The organism is Mesorhizobium sp. 113-3-3, from assembly GCF_016756495.1.
Classification (GTDB): domain Bacteria; phylum Pseudomonadota; class Alphaproteobacteria; order Rhizobiales; family Rhizobiaceae; genus Mesorhizobium.
Window position 1 is genome coordinate 241,733 of sequence record NZ_AP023244.1, and the last position, 21,669, is coordinate 263,401.

The window sequence follows — 21,669 nt, forward strand, 5'->3', positions numbered from 1 at the left end:
CACTCAATCACGCGCACAGACCCCTGGGTCAAGCGATCATTGAGGATCCTGCACGGAGGCCGCGCGGCTGAAGCTGGCCTTTGCACTGAGACAAGGCAAGGGGCGGCAGGGGTCATCCGGTGAGGGGACTTCGCACGCTTGAAAGTAATGCTGAAGAAATTCGACATGGATCCGGGAACGGGCATTGTCATCGCAACAGTCCTGATTTTGGTGCTGTCCGGCGCCCGGCTTTTGAACCAGTGGGACAGTCTATCGTTTTAGCGAGAGCCGGGGCTGATCGCGGCTATTGTCCTTGGCTTGATTTCGGCGATTGCGCTGGCCGTCGCGTTCGTGGTCCGGCGATGGCCTCTGAGGATGTACAGTATGATCCAACGCGCCGGGGACCGGTTATCGATTTGCAGGCGGATTCGAAGACTGACCAGCCTGGTTAGATGCGTTTCGGATATCGCGGAGGATGATGGCATTCGGATCGGGCACGTCGGCAAACTGCCACAGGCCAAGGTGCTGCTTTTTAGCGACCTCCTGCGCGACGATATAGGGAGCATGGACCGGAGCGCCGTTCGGAGTGACGGCCGCGAACGCCCAGCCGGTCGAGATCAGCGCCGTGCCGAGGTCGATGCGAGAACCGGCCGCGGATCCTGACGTAGGCTGTGCGACGCAAACGACGAAGCGCGTTTTGGTCGCGGCCTGCCAGGCGGCCGTGTAGCATTGAGGTTTGAGATCCCGGATGAGAGAGACGAGCATTGCAAGGCTTGCCTCCCCGCAATCGACATGCCCCCCTTCCCTATTTGTGAAATAAGTGCCTCGCAAGCAGGCTTGAACACCATAGAGACGGTGGGTCTCGCCGGCATAGGTCCAGGTGTCGCCGGTGCTGAAAGATGCCGTGGCGGGGATCGGAAACCACGGATTGGGTTTGTCCTCGGCCAGTGCCGGAACACTCCCGAGGAAGGCCGCGAGAATGCCGGCGGCGGCGAAGCCAGGTTTCATTATTGATACCTGCTCAGATTGAACCAGAAACGCTGTTTGCCGTCGGTCGTCGTGAGATCGAGATAGTTTGGCTCCGTCCTCTGCTCGCGCGGCGTCACGGCCGATGTTGGACGCGTTCCGTAACCCGAACCTCTCGGGTTCGTGCCCCAAGAGGAGTTCGTCGCATTCCGCGCAGCACAGAAAGCGCCGTTGCTGTCGGGCTTGTAGACAGTTTGTGAGCGAGAGCTGTTGTCGCTCCCGCTCGATTCCGCATCGGGCGAGACGGCGATCGTGCCGTCCGGGCAAGGTTTGAATTCCTCATATCCGATACGACCGGAACTGCCGGCCTCGGGGCACTGAGGCCAGGGCTCCCCATGCGCCACCATCCGGAAAGCGCGCTCGACCGGGGGCACACATTCCCCGACGCTCGCCCAACCCTGCGGGTTGAGGATGCACAGCAAAACCTTGCAGCCAAAGTCGTCAGCTTGGGCCGGCGCCGAGGACAGAGCCGCCAAGGTCGGCAAAACCACCACAACGGGAAGAACCCTGCTCATTTTCATTGTGCCAGCCTCAATTTCGCGATTGCAGTTTATCGAATCATTGTATTAATTCGATATCGCGAAATCGGCAACGGCCAGGATTATTTTGGTGACTCCATTCCGCAAAACGATTCTGGTGGCGGGTGCGGCCCTGTCGGTGTGCCAAGTGGCGTTTGCGCAGGAAGCTTCGCCAAGATCCCAGAACCGAGTAACGGCACCTGCCACGCGCATCGTTAATGCTGCTGTCGACGCCAATGGCCGGGTGATGCCGGCCTATCAGGTTGAGAGCCAAGACGTGCAACGGATCGGTACGGCGGAAGGCGCTGACAGCGCGGCCGCTACTGTGACGTCGGCCAAGGCTGACAGCCCCTGCCCCGGAGTTGCGGCCCTTTCGAAGGAAGAAGGACAGCGGATCGTCGAAACGGTCGCGCGCCAGCAAGGCTTTGCCCCGCTGCTTGTTCTCGCGGTTGCCCGGGCCGAAAGCCGCTTCAATTCCGGCGCGCTATCGCCCAAAGGGGCCTATGGCCTGATGCAGCTTCTTCCGTCCACGGCAGCAAGCTACGGGGTCGATATCTGCGATCCCGCGGATAATGTGAAAGGTGGGATCGGCTTTCTGCGCGATCTGCATCGCAGGTTTCCGAACCCGATATACATGCTCGCCGCCTACAACGCCGGCGAGGTCGCGGTTCTCAAATACAAGGGCGTGCCGCCCTACTCCGAGACGGTTGGCTACGTCGCCAACGTCATCAACGATTTCTACCAATGGCCATCGGTCGGGTCTGAGGCAGTGATGCCCGCAGGGGCGGTGAGCCTTGACCTGGCCGGCGTTCAACCGGCTGCGGCCGGCGCGGCGGATCAACAAAATGATCCGACATCCCGCACCAACTCCCGCAATGGCGGCACCACGAAGTCTGGCGAAGCGACGGCGCCGGTCTGGCAGGGCGGGATGGTGCAAAACTTTGACTGAGGAGAAGCTTTGATGACCTTGTGGAAGATGATTGCGACACGCAGCGCTGGTGCGGCGATGCCGTTCATGCTCTTGGCAACGCAGGCGATGGCCGGGGGCGGAAATCTCCAGCCGGTGCAAAGCACGCTGCAGACGTTGGTGCAGACCTTAACCGGTCCAATCGCGACGGCTTTGGCGGTTCTGTTCTGCATTTTCATGGGCTTCATGGCCTGGGCGGCACGCTTGTCATGGTTTGTGGCCGGAAGCTGGGTTTTGGGCATCGTGCTGGTCTTCGGCTCGGCCCAGATCGTCGAATTCTTTCAATCCGCGGTCGGCAGGTGATCGGGATGGCAGACGGGCGGAACGATCCTGGTGAGCTCAAATTGCTGATCACTCCGCTCGTCAAGGGCTTGACGCGAGCGCCGACGGTGCTCGGCATCCCCTACGAGCTCGCGGGGTTCATCGGCGTGCTGACCGCTGTCGTGTTCCTTGCAACCCATAATCTGGTCATGCTCTCTATCTGCTTGCCGCTCTATGCGGTTGCCAGGATCGCGATCATGCGCGATCCCATGTTCATCGAGATCATGTTCATCCGTTCACGAAAGATGCCGCCCCGGAGCGCCAGCTTCTGGGGCGCGCGCAGTTATCGGGTGTGACCGTGGCGATCGCACGGGCTCTTCGTGATGAACTGAGTTTCGGGGCCGTGTCCCGTCGGGAGAACCCGGTTTCGGCCCACATACCCTATTCGCGGCATGTGTCCGACGAGGTGATCAAGACGCAGGACGGCATGTTGATGTCCTTCGTTCACATGAGCGGGCTGTGCTTCGAGACGATCGATATCGCGGAGATCAATTCGCGCCTGCTCGGTCGCAACGATCTCATTCGGGGGTTGGCGAATTCGCGCTATGCGATCTACTCGCACATCGTGCGCCGCGAGGTGAAGCCGGCGATCGAATCGAGCTTCGAAAATAAGTTCTGCCAAGAGCTGGATCAGCGCTATACGGCGGCCTTGCGCACCCAGCGCATGTTTGTGAACGACATCTACCTGACGATCGTGCGGCGCGAGCTGCAGGGAACCGTCGGGACAGCGGATCTTGTGATCCGCAAGCTTTTGGGACGCAGGGCGGCGGACGGTCGCTCTTCGAGCGAGGAGCGGGCGCTGATCGAACTCACGGACGTGATGAAAGCCGTCCGAGAGAGCCTGCAGGCGTATGGCGCGCGGGTTCTCACCGTCGTCAAGCGCAATGACGTTTGGCATTCCGAGCCGCTGGAATTCCTGGTGCAGCTTGTCAATGGCGGGTTTCCGCGGCCGATGGCACTGCCGCGCATGAAGCTGGCGGAGGCGTTGGCGACGAAGCGGCTGTTCTTCGGCCCCAATGCACTGGAAATTCGCGGGGCGTTCCCTGGCGAAACGCGGTATGGCGCCATCATTTCGGTAGGCGAGTACCCCTCCATTACGGGACCGGGGATGCTCAATCCAATGCTGAAGGTGCCGCACGAATTAATCGTGACGCAATCCTTCGCCATCATCGACAAGCCCCAGGCGCTCACCCAGATGGAGCGGGTTGGGCGCAAGATCGACATGTCGGATGAAGCCGGCTCGATCGTGGGTGATCAGCTCGGTGAAGCGCGCGATGAGCTTCTGTCCTCGGAAGCGCTCTACGGCTTGCATCACCTGACGGTGCTGTGCCTCGGGAAAACCATGGACGACGTGGCACGCTGCGTGACCGACGTCGGCACGGCGCTGACGGAGGTGTCCGCCCTGTGGGTTCGCGAGGACCTGAATTGTGAACCTGCGTTCTGGGCCACCCTGCCCGGCAATTTCGCCTATGTGGCGCGCAAGTCCATGATCTCATCGAAGAATATGGCGGGCTTCTCGGCCTTCCATAATTATCCCAGCGGCCGGACTGGCGGGGTTCATTGGGGAATGCCGATAAGCGTTCTCGAGACGACGTCGCAAACGGCCTACTTCTTCAACTTCCATGTTCGAGACCTCGGCAACTTCACCCTGAACGGTCCCTCGGGCTCGGGCAAGACGGTGCTGCTCGGCTTTCTTGCCGCGCAGGCGCAACGCATCACGCCGCGCCCCAAGCTGGTGATGATCGACAAGGATAGGGGCCTGGATATCTTCGTGCGGTCGCTTGGCGGCCGCTATGAGGTTCTGAAGGCCGGTGAGCCTTCCGGCTTCAATCCGTTGCGCCTGCCCGATACGCCGCGCAACCGGGAATTCCTCTTCCAACTTTTCAGCTTCATCCTGCGTCGATCCGACGGATATGCCCACTCGACGCGCGAGGAGCAAGTCATTCGCAACGCGATCGCCCAGGTGGCGAGCGCGCCGCCCGAAGGTCGAACCATGGAGGAGTTCGCGGAGCTGTTGCGCGGTGCGATGCGCGCCGGCGATGACGACCTCTATTCGCGCCTTCAGCCATGGATGAGGCCGGATCAGCGCGGTTGGTTGTTCAACAACGCGGAAGACTCGTTTTCGATGTCGTCCATTTTCGGCTTCGACATGACGAGCGTGTTGAGCGACGCAACGACCAGTACGGCGGCCTTGCTCTATATCTTCCATCGCATCGAGGAGCTGCTCGACGGGCAACCGGTCATGATCTTCCTCGATGAAGGCTGGAAGCTCCTCGATAATGATATTTTCAGCTACTTCATCAAGGACAAACTGAAAACCATTCGTAAGTTGAATGGCATCATTGGCTTCGGCACGCAGTCCGCGGCGGATATTGTGAAGTCATCGATCGCCAACACGCTGATCGAACAGACCCCGACCAATATCTTTTTCCCCAACCCGAAGGCCGACGAGGAATCGCACAGGGCGTTCGGGCTGTCGGAGCGTGAGATTAAATGGATCCGCGAAACCCCGCCGGAAGCCCGCAAATTCCTGATCAAGCATGATCAGGACAGCGTCATTGCGCGCCTCAATCTGGGCGCGATGCCTGACGCGATCAAGATCCTCTCCGGTCGAATTGAGACAGTTCAGGAGCTCGACGCGCTGCGCGCGCGCGTGGGCGACGATCCGGACGTTTGGTTACCAATCTTTCTTGCGAGGGACCCGGAATGAAGACCATCATGGGCGCGACGGTCGCCCTTGTGACGATTTTCGCGGGATCGACGGCCATAGCGGCCGTGCCGGTTTCTGACGGCCCGATCTTGTCACAGCGGAGCGAGGACAAGGCCGACAAGGTTCAGATCAAGCTCATCCAGGAGGATACGAAGTCCGCCACGCAGGGTGTCAATTGCTCGGTAACGACACCCAAAAAGGCGCAGGACGTGAAGAGCCCGAAGGCTTCGGTCGATCCGGCGAGTGGCCGGGCGTCCTTGGAACAGGCCAATCCGGACATCAAGGGCTCTTCGGCGTTCGCCTCGACCGGGTCGGGATCGGGCGCTATCGGCGGCAATGCCGGTGAACGAAGCCTGCTCGACAGCACCGGCCAGGTTCTCGGCGGCATGAACGGCAGCATGTCAACGGTGGCCCCCAATAGGCAGTCCTTCGAGACCATGGGGCAGGATATCGGGACCGACAAAACGGTCATGGAAGCCTTCGACCGCAACAGCGGGATTCGCGCCCAAGGCGGGCTGACCTTCAACGAGGTGATCCAGGCAACCGGGTTCTTCGCCCAAGCTTTCAATGTGCGAAACATCGGCACTGCCACACTGACAAGTCGGGGATCCTCAGGCCTGGTGGTGCCCACTCCCCCGCCCCCGCCGTCTGGCTCGGGTGGCGCGACGAGCTGCCCCGGGGCTACGAGCGGCGGCGGCACGGCCGGCAACCCGTGCTGCTCGTCGACGGACAGCGCATGCACGGCGCCGCGCACGACCGACACGGTTGAAAACGTCTCGCCCATGCTTTCGCAAATCCAAAGGGACGCGAACAGCGCCCCCGTCACCATGACGACCGACGAACTTATGTCGGCCGTCAAGCAATATCAGGCTCAATAGGAGAAAAGCGCTATGCGTGGAATTCCGTTAACAGCGGCACTCTTGCTTGGCCTTGGCGGCATCGCCTTTGCGCAGGTGCCTACGATCGACGAGGCCAATCTGGAACAGGCTCGGCAGATTGCATCGGCCACGAGCGAGATCCTCAGCACCGACCGCAACATCATGAACTATACGCAACAGACGCTCCAGGCCGTCACGGGCGACCGGTCGAGCCAGGCGGGCCAGCTCGCGCAGATGGCCTTGGGCAATGGCGGCTTCTCCATGGGGAGCGCGCCTTCGCTTGGTAGCGTGATCTCGGGCGGCTCGTTGTCGTTCGCCGGCCTCGGCAATGGATCGCAGGGCATCGTTTCGAACATGATCAACGGCTTGCAGCTGGTGAAAACCATTTCGGGTCTGATCAATGGCCAGACGACGCAGATGGATAAGAACTACAGCGCCCTGGTGAACGTCGCGGCCACTGTTACCGGGCTGGTCGACTCCTCGCAAAATGGGGTGAAGACCCGTTCCAGCGCTTTTCAGTCGGGCGCTCAGCGGATCGGAACGGCGCAGGACATCAAGGGCTCTATCGATCAGAACAGCCAGATCATGGTGCAAACCGGTCTCACCGTGAACGAGCTGATCGGCGCGGTGAACACCGCGACGGCTGCCGCCAATCAGGAAAACATCGATCGTATGAACCTGATCACCCAGGCCTCGCGGGGGCTCGAATACAAGTCCGGCCAATGACGGTGCGCTTTCTTCTATCAGCGGCCGCCATCGTTGGCGCTGTTGCAGCCTTGGGGTGCAGCCACAAGCCACTCAAGGCTCCATGCTCGCGCGACGAAGGACCAATGCAGCCACTGGCGTTCGCGGCGCCCGAACCAAAAACAGAACCGGCGAGGCCATTTGAGTGCGGTCCGATGCGGGCACTCAAGAGCGATCCATCTCTGTTTTCAGCTGGGATGGCGAAAAAATGAACTTCAATATCACGACGCTTCTGCAACAGGTCGACAAGTTCGGCAATAACTATGTATCGCAAGCCTACCAGAACCTGGCGTCGGCCCTGACCGGCGGGGGACAGGTGGGTGTCGCCGGCCTGATGCTGACGCTGTACGTGATATTCTGGGCCATCAGCATCTGGCAGGGAACCTCTACGGGATCGGGAAAGGAGATGGTCTGGCGCCTGTTCCGCGCCTTCGTCATCTACGCTCTGGCGACGAGTTGGGGGGACTTTCAAACATATGCCTATTCGTTCGCGAATGAGACACCTTCGGCGATCGGGAACAGCCTGCTCACGAGCGTTTCGGCCAATGTGACCGGGACATCAGCCGGGCTGAACTCCGTCAACTCCGTGCAGACGGCCCTGCAAAACATCTGGGATTCGCTCGCCAATTCCACGTCTGCCTTTATCAAGAGCCTTGGGGTGTTGAACTTCGGCGGCTACGTACTGGCGGCGATCATACTTGTCGTCGGCGCGCTGCTCATCGGTTATGCGATCTTCCTCATCATCCTGTCGAAGATCTTTCTTTGGCTTTTGCTGGCGCTCGCCCCTGTGTTCATCATTCTCATGCTGTTCGGCTACACGACCCGGTTCTTTGCTGGCTGGATAACCGCGATCGTTCAGTACATGTGTGTGCAGATTCTGGTCTACGCTTTCTGCGCATTCTTCATCTCGATCACCCAGACCTATTTCGACGCGGTCAACCGGTCGAATGGCGCTGCGACAACGACATTGACCGAAGCCGCGCCGCTCATCCTGATCTGCCTTGTTGGCGTGCTGCTGCTGTCGCAAATCACCAACGTTGCCGCCTCGCTCGCGGGCGGAATTGGTATTGGAACGCCTTCGTTTGGGCGGTTCTACGGCGGCGCTTTCGGATCGATGGGCCAAGCCGGTCAGCGGACGCTGATGGGACGCATGGGCTGGAGCACGAGGCAGGAACGCTTGGCGGGTCGCGAGCGGGCGCGCGTGAGCCTCGCACAAAGAAGGTACGAGAATTCAGCGGAATATGCACGGCTTTCCCGGAAGCTGACGGATCCCGCATAGGTTTGGGCACCAATGAGCGATGTGAAGGAAAGCGCTGGGCGACCGGCGAAGGAAACCGAGTCTCCATTGCCGTACTACGTGGATGCGGCAATCTGGGAAAAAGATATCGCGCGGCGCAATCGCTGGTCGCGATCTCTGGCGTGGTGTGTGGCAACTGTCGCCTCGGTCATTGCCGTTGCAGCGGTGGGAGCGCTGATCCTTGCGCTGCCGCTCAAGACTTATGAGCCCTACATGGTGGTGGTCGACAAATCCACGGGGTTTGTCGAGGTGAAGCGGCCGCTGGCTGACGGGCCTTTGCAGCAGGACGAGTCGATGGGGATGTTCGATATCGTCCGTTATGTGAAAGCTCGCGAGACCTACGATCCGAAGGCGCTGAAGGACAACTTCGATCTCGCGCAATTGCTGAGCACCGGCGATGCCTCGAGGGAGCTCGTCGAGCTTTTCAGCCCGGCGAACAAGGTGACGAACCCCGTGGTGCTGTACGGGCGAAACACCGTCGTGGCTGTGACCGTGAAGTCCGTGACTTTTCCCAACCAAAGGACCGCCCTGGTCCGGTTCATGACGGAGGAAAAGAGCCAGGCCAACACAGTGCAGCGGCATTGGGTGTCGTTGATCCGGTTCCGCTACACCGGCGCGCCAGCCAAAAACGAGATCCGCTTTCAAAATCCGCTCGGCTTCCAGGTGCTCGAATATCGGCGCGATCAGGAGACGGCGCCGGCACCCACCCCGGAGAGCCCGCAATGAAGGTCGCCGGCATCCTGACGGCAATCGGGCTCGCCGTTTGCGCGGTTCAGCCAACCCTTGCCGAACAGACCCCTCGGGCGGGATCTCGTGACAGTCGCATTCGCTTCGTCTGGTATCAGAAGGACGATGTGGTGTCGGTGCCGGCCAGCTATGGCGCCTCGACCATGATCGAATTCGGCGATGACGAGAAAATCGAAACCCTCGGCGCCGGCGACGTCCCGGCCTGGAGCATCGAGCCCAACAAGAAGGGCAACGTGCTTTTTGTGAAGCCAATCGAGAAGAATGCAGGCGGGAATCTCAACGTCCTGACGAACAAGCGCAGCTATGTGTTCTTCCTGAAGGGCGAGTTTCGGCCGGTTGCGCAACAAGTCTATGCGATCAAGTTCCGCTATCCCGAAGAGGCTTCGGACGCGGCGCTGATGGACGAAGCCCGGGCTCGGGCGGCACAACCGAACCGGCAAGGCTTCAAGGCCGAAAACGCCAACTCGTCCTATGCCTATAAGGGGTCGTCCGCGAATAAGCCGCTCGTGATCTACGACGACGGCGTGAAGACCTGGTTCCGCTTCGATCCAGCAAGGGAAGTGCCGGCGATCTATGTCGTCGATAGCGAGCGCAATGAGACCCTTGTGAATTATCGCCGCGAGGGCGCGTACATCGTCGTCGACAAGGTCAATTACCAATGGACCTTGCGCAACGGACACGACGCAACCTGCGTCTTCAATCTGAGACTGAACAACGTGAACGAACCGACCGGGCTTGAACCTTACGAGCCACAGCGTGTCGGCGGTGGGATTGTTCAGAAAGTGAGGGCACCCGATGCCATCTCCCAATGAGTACAGAATGCTCGCTGAGGAAGGCACGGCGGTCGCCGCGCCAAAATTCGGGACGAGCACATTCTTCAAGATCGCGGTGCCGCTGGGCGCGGTGGTCTTCGCCGGCTGGATGATCTATGCGGCGACGCGTGCGCCAGACAAGCCGCTGTTGACGGCGTCGGATGGCGAGGAGTTTCACACCACACAGTTTCCTGCACCTGGGCTCGATACGCCGCGTCCCCAGCTTGATAACGGGACCCTGAAAATCCCGACAGCTCCCGAGGAGGCGCCGGCCGCGCCGGCGCAGCCGCCGTCGACGATCGAGGCTCCCCCTCCCCCTCCGCCAGCCTTGCAACCGCCTGCAGCTCCACCGCAGGTTCAGGACAATTCCGAGGCCCGTCGTCTGGCTGAGGAAGAACGGCGCAGGCAGGAAGAAGAGGAGCGCCGCAAATGGGAGCGCTTGCGCGCCAAGCAGCTCGTCGTCGATAGCGGCGATGCGCCTGGCAGTGCGTCAGCATTGGGCGGCAATGGTACGGATGCAGCGGCGGCCGGAAACGCAGGCGAGGGCGAGGAGGACCCCAATCGGCGTTTTTTGGCAAGGGCGAGCCAGAGCGGAGCGGATACATCGAAGGCCACGATGAACCCGCGCACGGACGCTCTGGTCGCCCAAGGGACGATGATCAAGGGCGTACTCGAGACCGCGATCCAGAGCGATCTTGCCGGTATGGTTCGGGCCGTCGTGTCGGAGGATGTGTGGTCGTTCGACGGTCGCAGGGTTTTGATCCCCGGTGGCTCCCGCCTTATCGGTGAATATCGCAGTGGCCTCGCAACCGGCCAAACGCGGGTGTTCATTGTGTGGACACGCCTGCTTCGATCGGACGGCATGTCGGTGCAGCTCGGTTCGACCGGCACCGACGAGCTCGGTCGCAGCGGCATGCCGGGCGAGGTCGACAACCATTATTTCGAGCGGTTCGGCTCGGCGATCCTTTTAAGTGTCGTGGGTGGCGCGACGCAGTTCATCGCCAACCTTGGCAACGATCAGAACGGGTCGAACACCAATCAGACCTATACTGATCCGCAGACCGGACAGACGGTGACAATCCAGACGCAACCCAATCAGTACATGCAGAACGCGCGCCAGATCGGCGCGCAACAGGTCTCGCAAAGCCTCAACCGCATTGCTGAAGAGGCGCTTCGCAATTCGATTAATATCGCGCCCACAATCCATGTCGATCAGGGGTCGCGGATCATGGTGTTCGTCCGTCGCGACCTCGATTTTTCCGAGTTCTATCCGGACCCGGTACGCGAGGCGTTGACGGAGATACGACGTGAGCGGGCAGCAAAGAACCGTCTTTCTAAATAGGGCGCTGGAGCCCGTGCGGCGCTGGCTCGATGACGAGCACGTGGTCGAAATCTGTGCGAACGGGCCTGGACGGGTGTGGGTCGAAATCGTCGGCTCCACGCATATGGAGCCCTTCGACGTGCCCGAGCTCGACCGCTCCGCGATCACATACCTCATGGAACGTATAGCGGCGTCATCGTCGCAATCGGTCAGCGAGGAAAATCCATTGCTTTCGGCCGCCCTCCCCGGCGGCGAACGTTTTCAGGGCGTGCTTGCGCCGGCGACCCCGACAGGGGGCGCCTTCGCGATCCGCAAGCAGGTCGTGAAAGATATGCGCCTTGAGGATTACCGGAAACGGGGGGCGTTCGATACGATCTCCGTCCGGGATCCCGGCGAATTGAGCGAGACCGACAGCGCCCTTTGCGAATATCTCGACGCTGGCAAGATTGAGGATTTCATCGGCTTGGCCGTGCGGGAACGGTATTCGATGTTGCTTTCAGGAGGCACATCGTCGGGCAAAACGACCTTTCTGAACGCGATTTTGCACGAGGTACCTTCGGATGAGCGGATCCTCACCATTGAGGATACGAGAGAAGTCAAACCACGCCAGCCCAACTATCTGCCCCTCGTCGTGTCAAAGGGCGACCAGGGCCTGGCGCACGTGACCGTTGAAACGCTGCTGCAGGCGGCCATGCGGTTGCGGCCGGATCGAATCTTCCTGGGCGAGATCCGGGGAGCGGAAGCCTATTCGTTCTTGCGCGCCGTCAACACGGGCCATCCGGGATCGATCACGACGATCCATGCGGACAGCCCGACCGGTGCGTTCGAGCAGTTAGCCTTGATGGTCATGCAGGCTGGGCTCGGGCTGAGCAAGGCGGAGATCATCGATTACGTGCGGTCTGTCCTGCCGATTGTGATCCAACAGACGCGTCGGGGCGGCTGGCGCGGTACTTCGGCGATCTGGTTCAACCGCATGACCGAATGGAGAGCCGCCAGAAAGGTTCCCCAGAATGTCTCGCGTATTCGCATATAGGCTTTTCCTCGGCCTCATCGCCCTACTCGCCTTGTTCGCCCTTTGGAGCCTGGCCTACGAGCTGGTGGCGACATGGCGGTGGAATCCCGCTCTCCCTTCCGAAGGCGCCTCGCGCTGGGGGCTTCTAAAGTATCAGAACGCGCAACGCAGCCTAAGCGGCCTGATCGTTGCCTGGCAGCATTTCAGCCAGCGCCTGGCCTATCATCCCACGCAGGGCGAGACGATCATCCGCGGCGTGATCGCGGCCGCGGCTGTCGTGGCGATCGGCGTCGGCCTGATCTTTGCAAGCCTGATCAACCGCAAGCCAAAGCACTACGGCGATGCGCGGTTCGGCACGATCATGGACGCCGAAAAGAAAAACCTGCTGGCAAAGCAAGGCTTGATCCTCGGCAAGATGGGTGGGGCGACGATCCGCTCGGATGATCCCGCGCACGTCCTGGTGGTCGGGCCGACCCGATCCGGCAAGGGCGTCAGCTTTGTGATTCCGAACGGTTATATGTGGCGAGGATCCTCGGTGTGGTTCGATCCGAAGCGGGAGAACTTCGAGGCGTTCGGTGCACACCGGCAGGCTCTCGGCGACAAGGTCTTTTTCTTTTCTCCCGGCGAGCGGGATTCGCATCGCTACAATCCGCTGGATTTCATCCGGCGCGATGCGCGCATGCCGACGGACTGCGCGGTGGTCTCCTCCTTCATCATCCCGGGGGCGACAGGAAGTTCCGAGATCTGGGCGCGCGCCGGCCGGCAGCTGCTTTCGGCCATGATCGGCTATGTGCTGACGTCACCGCGCTATGAGGGGCAGCGTCACTTGCGCGCCGTCGTGATGCTTCTTTCGACCGGCGTGGACTTTCTGAGGGTGCTGACGAATATCCGCAATGATGAGGAAAAATATCTGCCTTCGTGGGTCGTGCAGGGGCTCAACCAGTTCATTGCGCTGGAAAAGGAAACGCGAAACTCGGCCTACTTCAACCTGACGGCGGCTCTCAATCCCTGGACCAATGACCTCGTTGCGGCCGCTACGGCGTCGACGGATTTCGATATCTCGAAGCTTCGCAAGGACCCGACGGCTCTCTTCATCGGCTGCTCGGTGGCGCAGCTCGACGTGTTCCGGCCCATCGTCAAAATCTTGGTCCAGCAAATCCATGATGTGCTGATGGCCTCCTTGCCGGGTCCGGACGAGCCCTATCAGGTTCTGGTGATGATCGACGAGTTTCGCCAACTCGGCAAAATGGAGTCTATCGTTTCCAAGCTGGCGATCAACGCGGGCTATGGCTTCCGCATGGTTCTTGTCCTGCAGGACCTCGCCCAGCTCGACGAGGTCTATGGAAAAGCGACGCGCCAGACCACGGTGTCCGCATGCCAGGTGAAGCTTTTCATCCGCATGAACGACGTCGAGACATCGGAATATGTCTCTATAATGCTGGGACCGACCACGATCGAGGTGCCCACACCGATAATTAGGGCCGGTCAAGGTATATTCGGGGCTCGAGACAAGAGTTTAAGTTACCAGGAAAGGCCGTTCCGGACGGCGGCGGAGCTTCGGCAAATGCCGGCTAAGCAGGCCGTGGTTCTGGTCCCGAGCGCACCTGGTTTCAGGGTGCGCAAGATCACCTACTATAAGGACGCGCCCTATAAGGCGACCTACCAGCAATATCGCCACCGGCGCCTGAAAGTGCCGCCTCTCCCCCGCTGGCAGGATCTTCCGCTGCGCTCCATGGCGGACGTCCAAGCGGCGGCTAACACCGCGCCAGCGGCGCCTTTCGAGTTGCTGGACCCCGATACCGTCGAAGCGCCGGTTTCGGGCGATACAGCCTATGCCGGTGCGGCGCCGCCGGCGACTGGTGCGGCGGCTGAAGGGTTTGATCCCGTCGAGTCAAAGCCGAAAGTGAATAGCGACAGCTCGGACGCACCGCGGGCGCTGCCAAGCCCAGGCCGTCGAGCGGGTGGTGAGGCTGAAGCCAAGCGTGAGGACGCCGCTGAGGCTACGGAGTTGAAATCGAAGCGGACCGATCAGACGGCCGATGATGCGCCGCGGCCGCTTCCCACCCTGGGCCGGCGATCGGCGCCGGCGGCATCAAACACGTCCGACCCGAGTGCGTCTGTGGGCAAGGCCAGTGTCTTGCAATTCCAAGTCCGGCCGGGCAACAAGCCCATGTCTATCGCCGCGTTGCTCGCATCGCTCGATCAGGAGGTGGAGGCCGACGCTCGTTCACTGTCGCCGTCAGTGGATAGCGAAGATGTCGACGGAGCGCCGTCAGCCGCTATTGAGGCGTTGCAGGATCAAATTAGACGTCACGGCGATCGCCGGACGTGAAATTCAGTTGAATAGTAAGAGCGATTCGTGCGTTCGGTGCCGATGTCGAGTGTGAGAACAAAACGAAGGGTTCCCTACCCGATATAACGGGCGCATCGAACGGTTTCTTTGAGCCCTCGGTGCTATGTGTGAGCCCGTTGGCGAGGATCACGCAGGATCGGCTAATCCGGTTCTTGGTGGGGACGTGAGCTGATTGCTGGTCCTGGCGAACGATTTTCACTCTAGCCAACCTGTATCAATACCGATACACTGCGCGCGATGAAGGTGATTGAATGGCTTGGAAGCAGCAGAGCGGATGTTCGAGCGTTTCCTGACGATGCACGGATAGAGGCCGGCTGGCAGCTCGAACTTGTCCAGCGCGGCGACGATCCCGACGACTGGAAACCGATGCAGATCGTAGGGGCCGGCGTCAGGGAAATCAGGGTTCGGGAGGCATCGGGAGCGTTTCGCGTCATCTATCTGGCAACACTAGAGGACCGCGTTTTGGTGCTTCATGCGTTCCAGAAGAAGATACAGGCCACATCCAGGAAAGACCTCGATCTAGCGGCTCAACGGCTAAAACGATGGAAGGCAGAACGATGAACGTAGAAATCTATGAGAACGTCTGGGATGCCCTGGCGGACACCGAACAGGAGGCAGCAAACCTTAAAGCGCGCTCGGCGCTGCTCTACGAAATCCGTAAGGCAGTCCAGCGTTGGGACATTCCTCAGGAGGAAGCCGCCAAGCGGCTCGGCCTGACGCGTCCTCGCACCAATGATCTGCTGCGCGGTAAGCTCGCCAAATTCTCGCTTGACGCACTTGTCAACATCGCCGCCTCCGCACACCTGGATATAGAAATCCGGGTAAAAGAGGCTGCATAATCACGAAGTGTCAAATCCCTCGTCTTTCCTCGGAGCGCATTTTGCGTTTTGTCGCGAGCGAGTGCCGGACGGAGCCCCAGCCAGAGCCCGGCTTAGGGAACAACGAGTCCACGCAGTGCTGCATGACGAGGCAACTACTGCTTTTGCGGCTTCTGTGAATCCGGCTCTTCGCCTTCGACCGAAGCGGTGTTGATGCTCCTCGACTGCAGGCGCTGCAGTTCTTCGAGCCGTTCGCCTTTGACGATCTCGGGATCAAGCCGCTCGTTGGGATTCTGCGCCAATGAACGCGCGGCTTCGCTTGCGGCTTGTGCCTCGCGGGCTTCCTTAGCAGCGATGCTTTCGGCGTTGCGCACCATTTCGCGGTCTTGTGCAACCTGCTCAAGCGAGGTCGGATCAGCCGATCCAGCTCGTTCGTCGCGGATCTCCTGCTCGATGGCGCGGTTGCGGATCTCGCGAGCGCGGTCGGCCTCAAGCCGCTCAGCGGCCTCGATCTCCTGGGCGCGATGGATCAAAGCTTCGGCGCGCGCGCCGGCAATCCGATGGGCTTGGTCTTCACTGACATGCGTGACACCGCCTTCCTGCAGGGATTTGAGATCCGTCCGGATCGCAAGCAGCTCCATGGTGGGCGCTGCGCGCCGTAAGAACTCCGCTTTCGTCTGGCCGTTCATCATGGCCGCTGTCTTGTTAACGGTCTCGTTGATCTCTTTTAGGTTTTCCCGCATCTGGTCCGCGGTGGCATCTGAACTCATTTGAACACCCTTTCCATCTCGGATAGCGACCACAACAGTACCGGATCGGACGGCTTGCGTCATCCGATCATTGAAGTGACTCGCTATCGTGTTATCCGGCTGAGATGCGGCGACCGAGCGCCATTCCTGAAGGCCTGTCTGGGTGGCCTGCAGCTGGCGCGCCGAAATCGGAATCTTTATCGGGTTGGCCTTTGCGTAAGCGATCCGCTGGCGGGCTTTCTCGATGACGTGCGGGTTTGCAAGGGCGTAGGCGCGGTCCCGCGCCTCCCTGCCAGGCCGCGGCTTCTCGGCCGTGGCCACTATCGCCTTGTCGCGCGGACCATAGCTTTGTGATGACGCCCGATAGGCCGCGGAAGTCGCGACGATTTTCATGCCCTGCGCTTGGGCGTGCTGGGCATAGAGCGCGCGCCATTCGCGAAGCTGGGCCGGGCCTGGTCGCAAGCGCTCACCGTCCTCACCCTTCACGGCGACGATGGCATGGACATGAATATGGCCGCCCTCCTCGGCCATGTCGGCATGCATGCCGAAGGCGAATTTGTGATTGGGGAACTGCTCATGCAGGAACCCACGTGCGGACCTCACCAGAGCTTGCCTGTCCTCGCCCGCCTTGGCCGACAGGATCATGTGCATGGTGTCGCGAGGCTTGTAGGAATTCAGGGTCTTGTCCCAGGACTGCGCGGTCTGCCGAACCGCCTCCTCAGAAGCGATCGTGGCGCCGTCGGCGCCGATCGCCGCTCCGTCATGGGTAAGGCGCGAGAGCTGAAACACGACACCGGCTTTGCCGTGGCTGGGTTCCCCAATTGGCTTCACCGAAACGGCATCCTCCTCGACCCCAAGCGCCTCGGAGATCCGCGAGGCGATCATGGCCCGGGTGGGGGCCGAGAACTGGTGATCCTGCTGGCGTCGATCGGAAAGGTGAAACCGATGCTTCACCTTGTCGTCCCCGTTCTCACCCCGCACGACGCTGTATCCGGCCATGGTCGCGACGACACGCGCGACGCTCGATCCATCCTGCAGTGTGTCGATACGATAGGCAAAACCGTGGCCGGCGAAACCGGCCTGAACTGCCTGTGAGAGGCGCTCGGCGCTCTCCTCCCCTGCCAGCGAAAGCCGGAACGTCGCCACATCCTCGCTTTCCCGCCGCTTGTCGAAACCCTTGCCCCACTGTTTCATTTCCTCGGCAACGGCCCCCTGCGTTGCCAGGATGCGCGCATCATGCGTTTCGAGCGCGACGCCCTCCTTCTGGATGTATTGACCGATGGCGGCTGCCCTTGTGACGCCATGCCCGTAGGAAATCACCTTCAGAACCGCCGGCTGATACCCGGCCGCCAGCCTGTCGGCAGCCGCCCTCGGCCGAGGTCCGCCGGCGAGCTTCCGCCGCTTCGTTGGCGGTGCGAGGTTTAGTCGCCCGGCTTTACCGCGCGGCGGCTCCAGCTCCCGAGGAGACGAGCGCGGCACGGCCGGTTCCGGTGACTGGCTTCTGCCGAAACCGCCCTCCCCCTTCCGGCCGCGAACCGTAAGCAACCAATCATCGTCATTTCCAGCAAAGGACAACATGGCCCGATGCCGGCGCTTGCGGTTCTCGTCTTCAAAAGCTGCGCTCGCGCGAATCCGATCGGCTATGGCCTGTATGGACGACTGGTCGAGGTTCACGCGCCCTCACCCTCCAGCAGATGCGCCGTCTTCCGAAGTTTCAGGCCATGGGCGATCGTCATCGCCGTCAATTCGGCGTCGACAGCTTTCACCCTCTCATCCAGTGCTTCCCATATCGGCAACGCCGCCTCCATGGGGGCAGCGTGGCCGGAATGAATCGCATGGAGAAGCTGGCTGAGGTTTCGGCCGACCATCCGGACTTGCGAGGCCAACGCCGCGACGGTGCGTGAATTCTCAGCTGACAGAGCGGGACCGACATCCAGGCTGGCCCGGATAATGCGCCGCAACGTCTCCGCTCGGTCAAGCTGGAACACCTTGCAGGCCTCATCCAGGAGCGCGCCCGCCTCCGGCCCGATATCGATCCGGGAGCGCTTTCGGGTGTCCTTGTGGGTGGCGCTGGTGTCCAAAATTCCTCGCTATGGCGGATGGGCCTCACGTCGAAGACGATCCAGGTCGAAGCGAAGCGACGACCTGCTCAGCCAATTTGGACCCAAATTGCGTATCTTGTCAATTCAGCATGCAACATTATACTGACTCGATGACCTCAAAGTCCGGAACCAATAATGCATCCCGGAATATTGCACCGATGCGCAAATTCATATTATCACATAGGCACTTATGTGCCTTCCCACTTTGTCGCATCGGTGCATAGGCATAATGCAAGAAAGTCACTTTGGCGCCAAATCGCCTATGTGTCTTGACGCCAAAGTCGAACGCGAACATTGGGAAAAACAATGCCGGAGCAACGCGCGGTGCAAATCACAGTGGCCTCTCCCAAAGGCGGGGTCGGCAAGACCATGACCACCATCCTGCTCGCTGGCGAATTCGCCGCCGCCGGTCATCGGGTGACGGTGCTCGACACCGATCCGCAACTGTCCGCGGTAGAGTGGAGCAAAAACAGTCGCCGCGCCGGGTACGCTCTTTCAAACATCGACGTCATCCCTATCGGCTCAACCGACGAACTGATCGATCGCCTGGCGCAATCCGACGCCGAGGACCTGCTGCTGGTGGATGTGCAGGGCACTGCCGTGGCCGCACTCGGCCCGGCCGTCGCCAACGCCGACTTCGTGCTGATTCCGACGAAAGCGCATGTCTTCGATGTCAAGCAATGCCTCGGTCTGATCCGGCACATCCGCTCACTTGGAGGGCGCCACCGCGAAATTCCCTACGCGGTAATGCTCAACATGGTTTCCGGGATCGAGCACAACACGATGGCCTTCCGCACAGCAATCCAGCTGCTGCGGCAGGCCAACGCCAGCGTGCTTGAGACCTTCTTGTCGCAACGGCCGACCTTCGCCTCAATCGCAACGGCCGGGACGCTCTACGAAGTCCAGCCTGTGAACAAGGCCGTGCAGGACGCTCGCGACCAGACGAATGCCCTGACTGCCGAGATCATCCGCAAACTGAACGGAGCCAACACGCCATGAACGAGAAAACCGATCGGACTGCAAACCAGCCGCCGCTGCCCGCCTTAAAACCGCGTGCCCGTTCGGATGATCCGTTCTCGCGCAACATGGCTGCCATAGTGGAATCCAGCATCAGCGAAACGGACAGGCTGGAGCAGCAGACGAGAGCCCAGTCTGCCAGAGCGGCGAAAGCGAAGCTCGAGAGGCCAAAGGCAGACGGTGAGATAGCCCGGTTGCACACGCGCATTCCGGTCTCGCAGATGATCGAGCTGCAGGTCCATTGCGCGCGCAATAGGACAACCATGCAGGAGGTGGTGCAGGGCCTGATAACGGAATTCCTTGCCCGGCAGCCGAAGTAGCCAGACGCGCCGATCAGCGTCGATTTTCGTTACGACCGACCACGCATGACTCGGGCCCACCGAGGATACGATACATCTCTCCGGGAAAGCCATCAAAGACGCTGCTGGACGACTGACGCTCGGTTCCATCCATCACGAGAGTGAATCGATCCGCGTCCGCTGATTCAAACCATTCGTTGGACGCGCGCGTCCGGCTGCGCGATTCTCTCCCCTATGATCGCGCAGCTCTATCGCCTCCATATCGAACGCCGCGACGCGGATCGGAACATGGCGCGCTTCTATGCGCTGTCGATCGAGGAGACTCTGTTAGGCCAGACCTGCCTGGTCCGCCGTTGGGGCCGGATCGGAACCACCGGCCGCACGGTACAACACTCCTTCGATACCGAGGGCGAAGCCGTCGAGCTTTTCCTCAAGCTGCTGCGCGCCAAGCGGGTGCGCGGCTATCAGCCGCGATCAGCCTACCCGACGCGCAGAAGCGATCCCGTCTGGGTGACAGGGCAGCCGCTGGGGTGACGGGAGCCGCCCTTGGAACGAAAGTCGTCCGGGTTCTCGGTCTGGTTGAAGCTGTCGCGATTGGGTCAAGCGAGGAATTCGACGGCGTCGACGATGATTTTGGAGCTGTTGTCGCTCGATGCCCGCCTTCATGTAGTGGTCATGCCCACGCACCCCGACCGACATGCCCTTGACGCTTCTGCAACGTCTCGGCGAGGTGTTAGAGCAATTGATGCGCGGCCATTCGATGTCCTGCACCGCGTAGCCGTTTCGCCTTGACCACTATGCCATCGGCCCGGCGCGGGCGAGATGTCGCCAACCGTAAATCAGTCATCTTGACACTGCCACAGGTCGCACTTTCGAGCCGCCGCTGATTTGCAGTCAACGTTCCCCAGGCCCGCCGCCAGCGCAGTAGAAAATAGGACAACGGCTGCCCCTGTGGTTTAACGCTTTGCTTTCCGCCAACCGGCGGCCACCGCCTCTTCCTCGTTGCAGAACCACCGCTCTCCCTTGCCGGTCGTTATCACGGTGCGATCGTAATATTCTTGGCCGGGCACGTGATAGATGTGCTCACCGCGAGCATTGATGTTGCCCTTGATGTTGCAGGCACTGGGCGACGCAGCGAGCAAGGGAGCGATCGCCGATGGCTGTTCATTGTCAGCGCGATGCTCGGCACGCCAATCCCAAGGCGCTTCAAACGTTCCTGCCCAGATGCCAACCCTTGCCGCCTTGGCCTTCTCCTGTAGCATGGCGTAGGCACCATGGCTGTATTTTGGCCAATCAAGAGCTTGGCCGTTCTCGACCATCCAGGCGGCGACGCTGACCCCATCGGCCCGGCTACAATTGCCTACATAGCGGCCGTACCGATCCCATGACACAAACACGCACTGGGTCGGCCGGGAGGCGGCGAGAAAGGCATCGAGGGCGGCGGCAGACTTGGCGCCACATTGATACTGGAAGCCGTTTGCGTCGTTGCACAGCTGTGCTGACTCCGGTGCATCGACACCATTGAAGCGAATGCGCTGGCCATGGATCTCGATCGTGTCGCCATCGATCACAGATGCGACCCCAGCAATTGCTACCGGTCTCGGCTTGATTAAGTTCTGCAGATTGATTTCCGGCAGCGATCCGCTGTTATGCATGACAAACTGCGTCACCAGAGCGAAAGCCGCAGCGATGGTGACGAAGACCAGCCGCATCGGCACGCTGGCCCAGCGCCGTACGAGCGAGGGTCCTGCGCCAGTCCGCTTGCGCCACGGGCTCGACCGATCATTATAGCGGGATTTATCCAAGCCCCTTGTCCCCGGCGCAAGAATGCGCCCAAAATACACGAAAAGTCCAGAACCCCATCGAAAGTGCTTGGATTGGTCGAGGCGTTTCAGCAGCGTCGTGGATTCCGTCGCGCTTAGGACGATCGCCGCCACCGTTGCCCTCGATAGCGAGGCGGCGACTTTGCCTGGGCAATCCACGCCAATGCGCTAGGCTA

General features: G+C 60.8%; 22 protein-coding genes. 17 read left to right on the forward strand and 5 right to left on the reverse strand.

Annotation, left to right across the window (positions count from 1 at the left end; translation table 11 throughout):
• Positions 1–387 precede the first annotated feature (387 nt).
• A complete protein-coding gene (locus JG746_RS35280; RefSeq protein ID WP_199202129.1) occupies positions 388–987 on the reverse strand; it encodes a thermonuclease family protein in 600 nt (199 codons plus the stop codon).
• Complete coding sequence (locus JG746_RS35285; protein ID WP_199202130.1) at positions 987–1,526, reverse strand: hypothetical protein; 540 nt, start codon at positions 1,524–1,526, stop codon at positions 987–989. The genes JG746_RS35280 and JG746_RS35285 overlap by 1 nt, the downstream gene beginning before the upstream one ends.
• A gap of 88 nt (positions 1,527–1,614) precedes the next feature.
• Here JG746_RS35285 and JG746_RS35290 point away from each other — a divergent pair, with 88 nt between their 5' ends.
• The 14 genes from JG746_RS35290 to JG746_RS35355 all read left to right on the forward strand — a co-directional run bounded on the left by JG746_RS35290 (position 1,615) and on the right by JG746_RS35355 (position 15,524).
• Positions 1,615–2,472 carry a lytic transglycosylase domain-containing protein gene (locus JG746_RS35290; protein ID WP_199202131.1) on the forward strand — a complete coding sequence of 286 codons (858 nt, stop codon included), beginning with the start codon at positions 1,615–1,617 and terminating at the stop codon, positions 2,470–2,472.
• 12 nt (positions 2,473–2,484) lie between these two features.
• A complete protein-coding gene (locus JG746_RS35295; RefSeq protein ID WP_199202132.1) occupies positions 2,485–2,793 on the forward strand; it encodes a TrbC/VirB2 family protein in 309 nt (102 codons plus the stop codon).
• Positions 2,794–2,798: 5 nt separating this feature from the next.
• Positions 2,799–3,107 carry a type IV secretion system protein VirB3 gene (locus tag JG746_RS35300; protein WP_199202133.1) on the forward strand — a complete coding sequence of 103 codons (309 nt, stop codon included), beginning with the start codon at positions 2,799–2,801 and terminating at the stop codon, positions 3,105–3,107.
• A 2-nt stretch (positions 3,108–3,109) separates the two neighbouring features.
• Positions 3,110–5,521: a VirB4 family type IV secretion system protein gene (locus JG746_RS35305; protein WP_199202134.1), complete on the forward strand. Its 2,412-nt coding sequence runs from the start codon at positions 3,110–3,112 to the stop codon at positions 5,519–5,521.
• Entirely contained in the window at positions 5,518–6,399 is an 882-nt protein-coding gene (locus JG746_RS35310) for a hypothetical protein (protein ID WP_199202135.1), read from the forward strand. The genes JG746_RS35305 and JG746_RS35310 overlap by 4 nt, the downstream gene beginning before the upstream one ends.
• Before the next feature lie 12 nt (positions 6,400–6,411).
• Positions 6,412–7,125, forward strand: a complete 714-nt coding sequence (locus JG746_RS35315; RefSeq protein ID WP_199202136.1) for a type IV secretion system protein — start codon at positions 6,412–6,414, stop codon at positions 7,123–7,125.
• 226 nt (positions 7,126–7,351) lie between these two features.
• Positions 7,352–8,422 (forward strand): type IV secretion system protein, encoded by a 1,071-nt coding sequence (locus JG746_RS35320; RefSeq protein ID WP_199202137.1) that lies wholly within the window; start codon positions 7,352–7,354, stop codon positions 8,420–8,422.
• A 12-nt stretch (positions 8,423–8,434) separates the two neighbouring features.
• Positions 8,435–9,166, forward strand: a complete 732-nt coding sequence (locus tag JG746_RS35325; protein ID WP_199202138.1) for a virB8 family protein — start codon at positions 8,435–8,437, stop codon at positions 9,164–9,166.
• Entirely contained in the window at positions 9,163–9,999 is an 837-nt protein-coding gene (virB9, locus tag JG746_RS35330) for a P-type conjugative transfer protein VirB9 (protein WP_199202139.1), read from the forward strand. The genes JG746_RS35325 and virB9 overlap by 4 nt, the downstream gene beginning before the upstream one ends.
• A gap of 7 nt (positions 10,000–10,006) precedes the next feature.
• Complete coding sequence (virB10, locus tag JG746_RS35335; protein WP_244731011.1) at positions 10,007–11,341, forward strand: type IV secretion system protein VirB10; 1,335 nt, start codon at positions 10,007–10,009, stop codon at positions 11,339–11,341.
• Entirely contained in the window at positions 11,307–12,353 is a 1,047-nt protein-coding gene (virB11, locus tag JG746_RS35340; protein ID WP_199202141.1) for a P-type DNA transfer ATPase VirB11, read from the forward strand. Before virB10 ends, virB11 begins: the two co-directional genes overlap by 35 nt.
• Positions 12,331–14,664: a type IV secretory system conjugative DNA transfer family protein gene (locus JG746_RS35345; protein ID WP_199202142.1), complete on the forward strand. Its 2,334-nt coding sequence runs from the start codon at positions 12,331–12,333 to the stop codon at positions 14,662–14,664. Before virB11 ends, JG746_RS35345 begins: the two co-directional genes overlap by 23 nt.
• 258 nt (positions 14,665–14,922) lie before the next feature.
• Positions 14,923–15,246: a type II toxin-antitoxin system RelE/ParE family toxin gene (locus JG746_RS35350; protein ID WP_199202143.1), complete on the forward strand. Its 324-nt coding sequence runs from the start codon at positions 14,923–14,925 to the stop codon at positions 15,244–15,246.
• On the forward strand, positions 15,243–15,524 hold the full coding sequence (locus JG746_RS35355) for a helix-turn-helix domain-containing protein (RefSeq protein ID WP_123170493.1): 282 nt from the start codon (positions 15,243–15,245) through the stop codon (positions 15,522–15,524). Before JG746_RS35350 ends, JG746_RS35355 begins: the two co-directional genes overlap by 4 nt.
• 134 nt (positions 15,525–15,658) lie before the next feature.
• On the opposite strand, the gene JG746_RS35360 is transcribed toward JG746_RS35355, so the two are convergent.
• Both JG746_RS35360 and JG746_RS35365 read right to left on the reverse strand, forming a co-directional pair.
• Positions 15,659–17,926 carry a relaxase/mobilization nuclease domain-containing protein gene (locus JG746_RS35360; protein ID WP_199202144.1) on the reverse strand — a complete coding sequence of 756 codons (2,268 nt, stop codon included), beginning with the start codon at positions 17,924–17,926 and terminating at the stop codon, positions 15,659–15,661.
• On the reverse strand, positions 17,923–18,333 hold the full coding sequence (locus tag JG746_RS35365; protein WP_244731012.1) for a hypothetical protein: 411 nt from the start codon (positions 18,331–18,333) through the stop codon (positions 17,923–17,925). Before JG746_RS35365 ends, JG746_RS35360 begins: the two co-directional genes overlap by 4 nt.
• A 327-nt stretch (positions 18,334–18,660) precedes the next feature.
• Here JG746_RS35365 and JG746_RS35370 point away from each other — a divergent pair, with 327 nt between their 5' ends.
• The 3 genes from JG746_RS35370 to JG746_RS35380 all read left to right on the forward strand — a co-directional run bounded on the left by JG746_RS35370 (position 18,661) and on the right by JG746_RS35380 (position 20,204).
• Positions 18,661–19,353, forward strand: a complete 693-nt coding sequence (locus tag JG746_RS35370; protein ID WP_199202145.1) for a ParA family protein — start codon at positions 18,661–18,663, stop codon at positions 19,351–19,353.
• Positions 19,350–19,691, forward strand: a complete 342-nt coding sequence (locus tag JG746_RS35375) for a hypothetical protein (protein WP_199202146.1) — start codon at positions 19,350–19,352, stop codon at positions 19,689–19,691. The genes JG746_RS35370 and JG746_RS35375 overlap by 4 nt, the downstream gene beginning before the upstream one ends.
• Before the next feature lie 213 nt (positions 19,692–19,904).
• Positions 19,905–20,204, forward strand: coding sequence for a WGR domain-containing protein (locus tag JG746_RS35380; protein ID WP_199202147.1), 300 nt, complete (start codon positions 19,905–19,907; stop codon positions 20,202–20,204).
• Positions 20,205–20,626: 422 nt separating this feature from the next.
• Here JG746_RS35380 and JG746_RS35390 read toward each other — a convergent pair whose 3' ends face one another.
• Positions 20,627–21,607, reverse strand: a complete 981-nt coding sequence (locus tag JG746_RS35390; RefSeq protein WP_244731013.1) for a thermonuclease family protein — start codon at positions 21,605–21,607, stop codon at positions 20,627–20,629.
• Positions 21,608–21,669 lie beyond the last annotated feature (62 nt).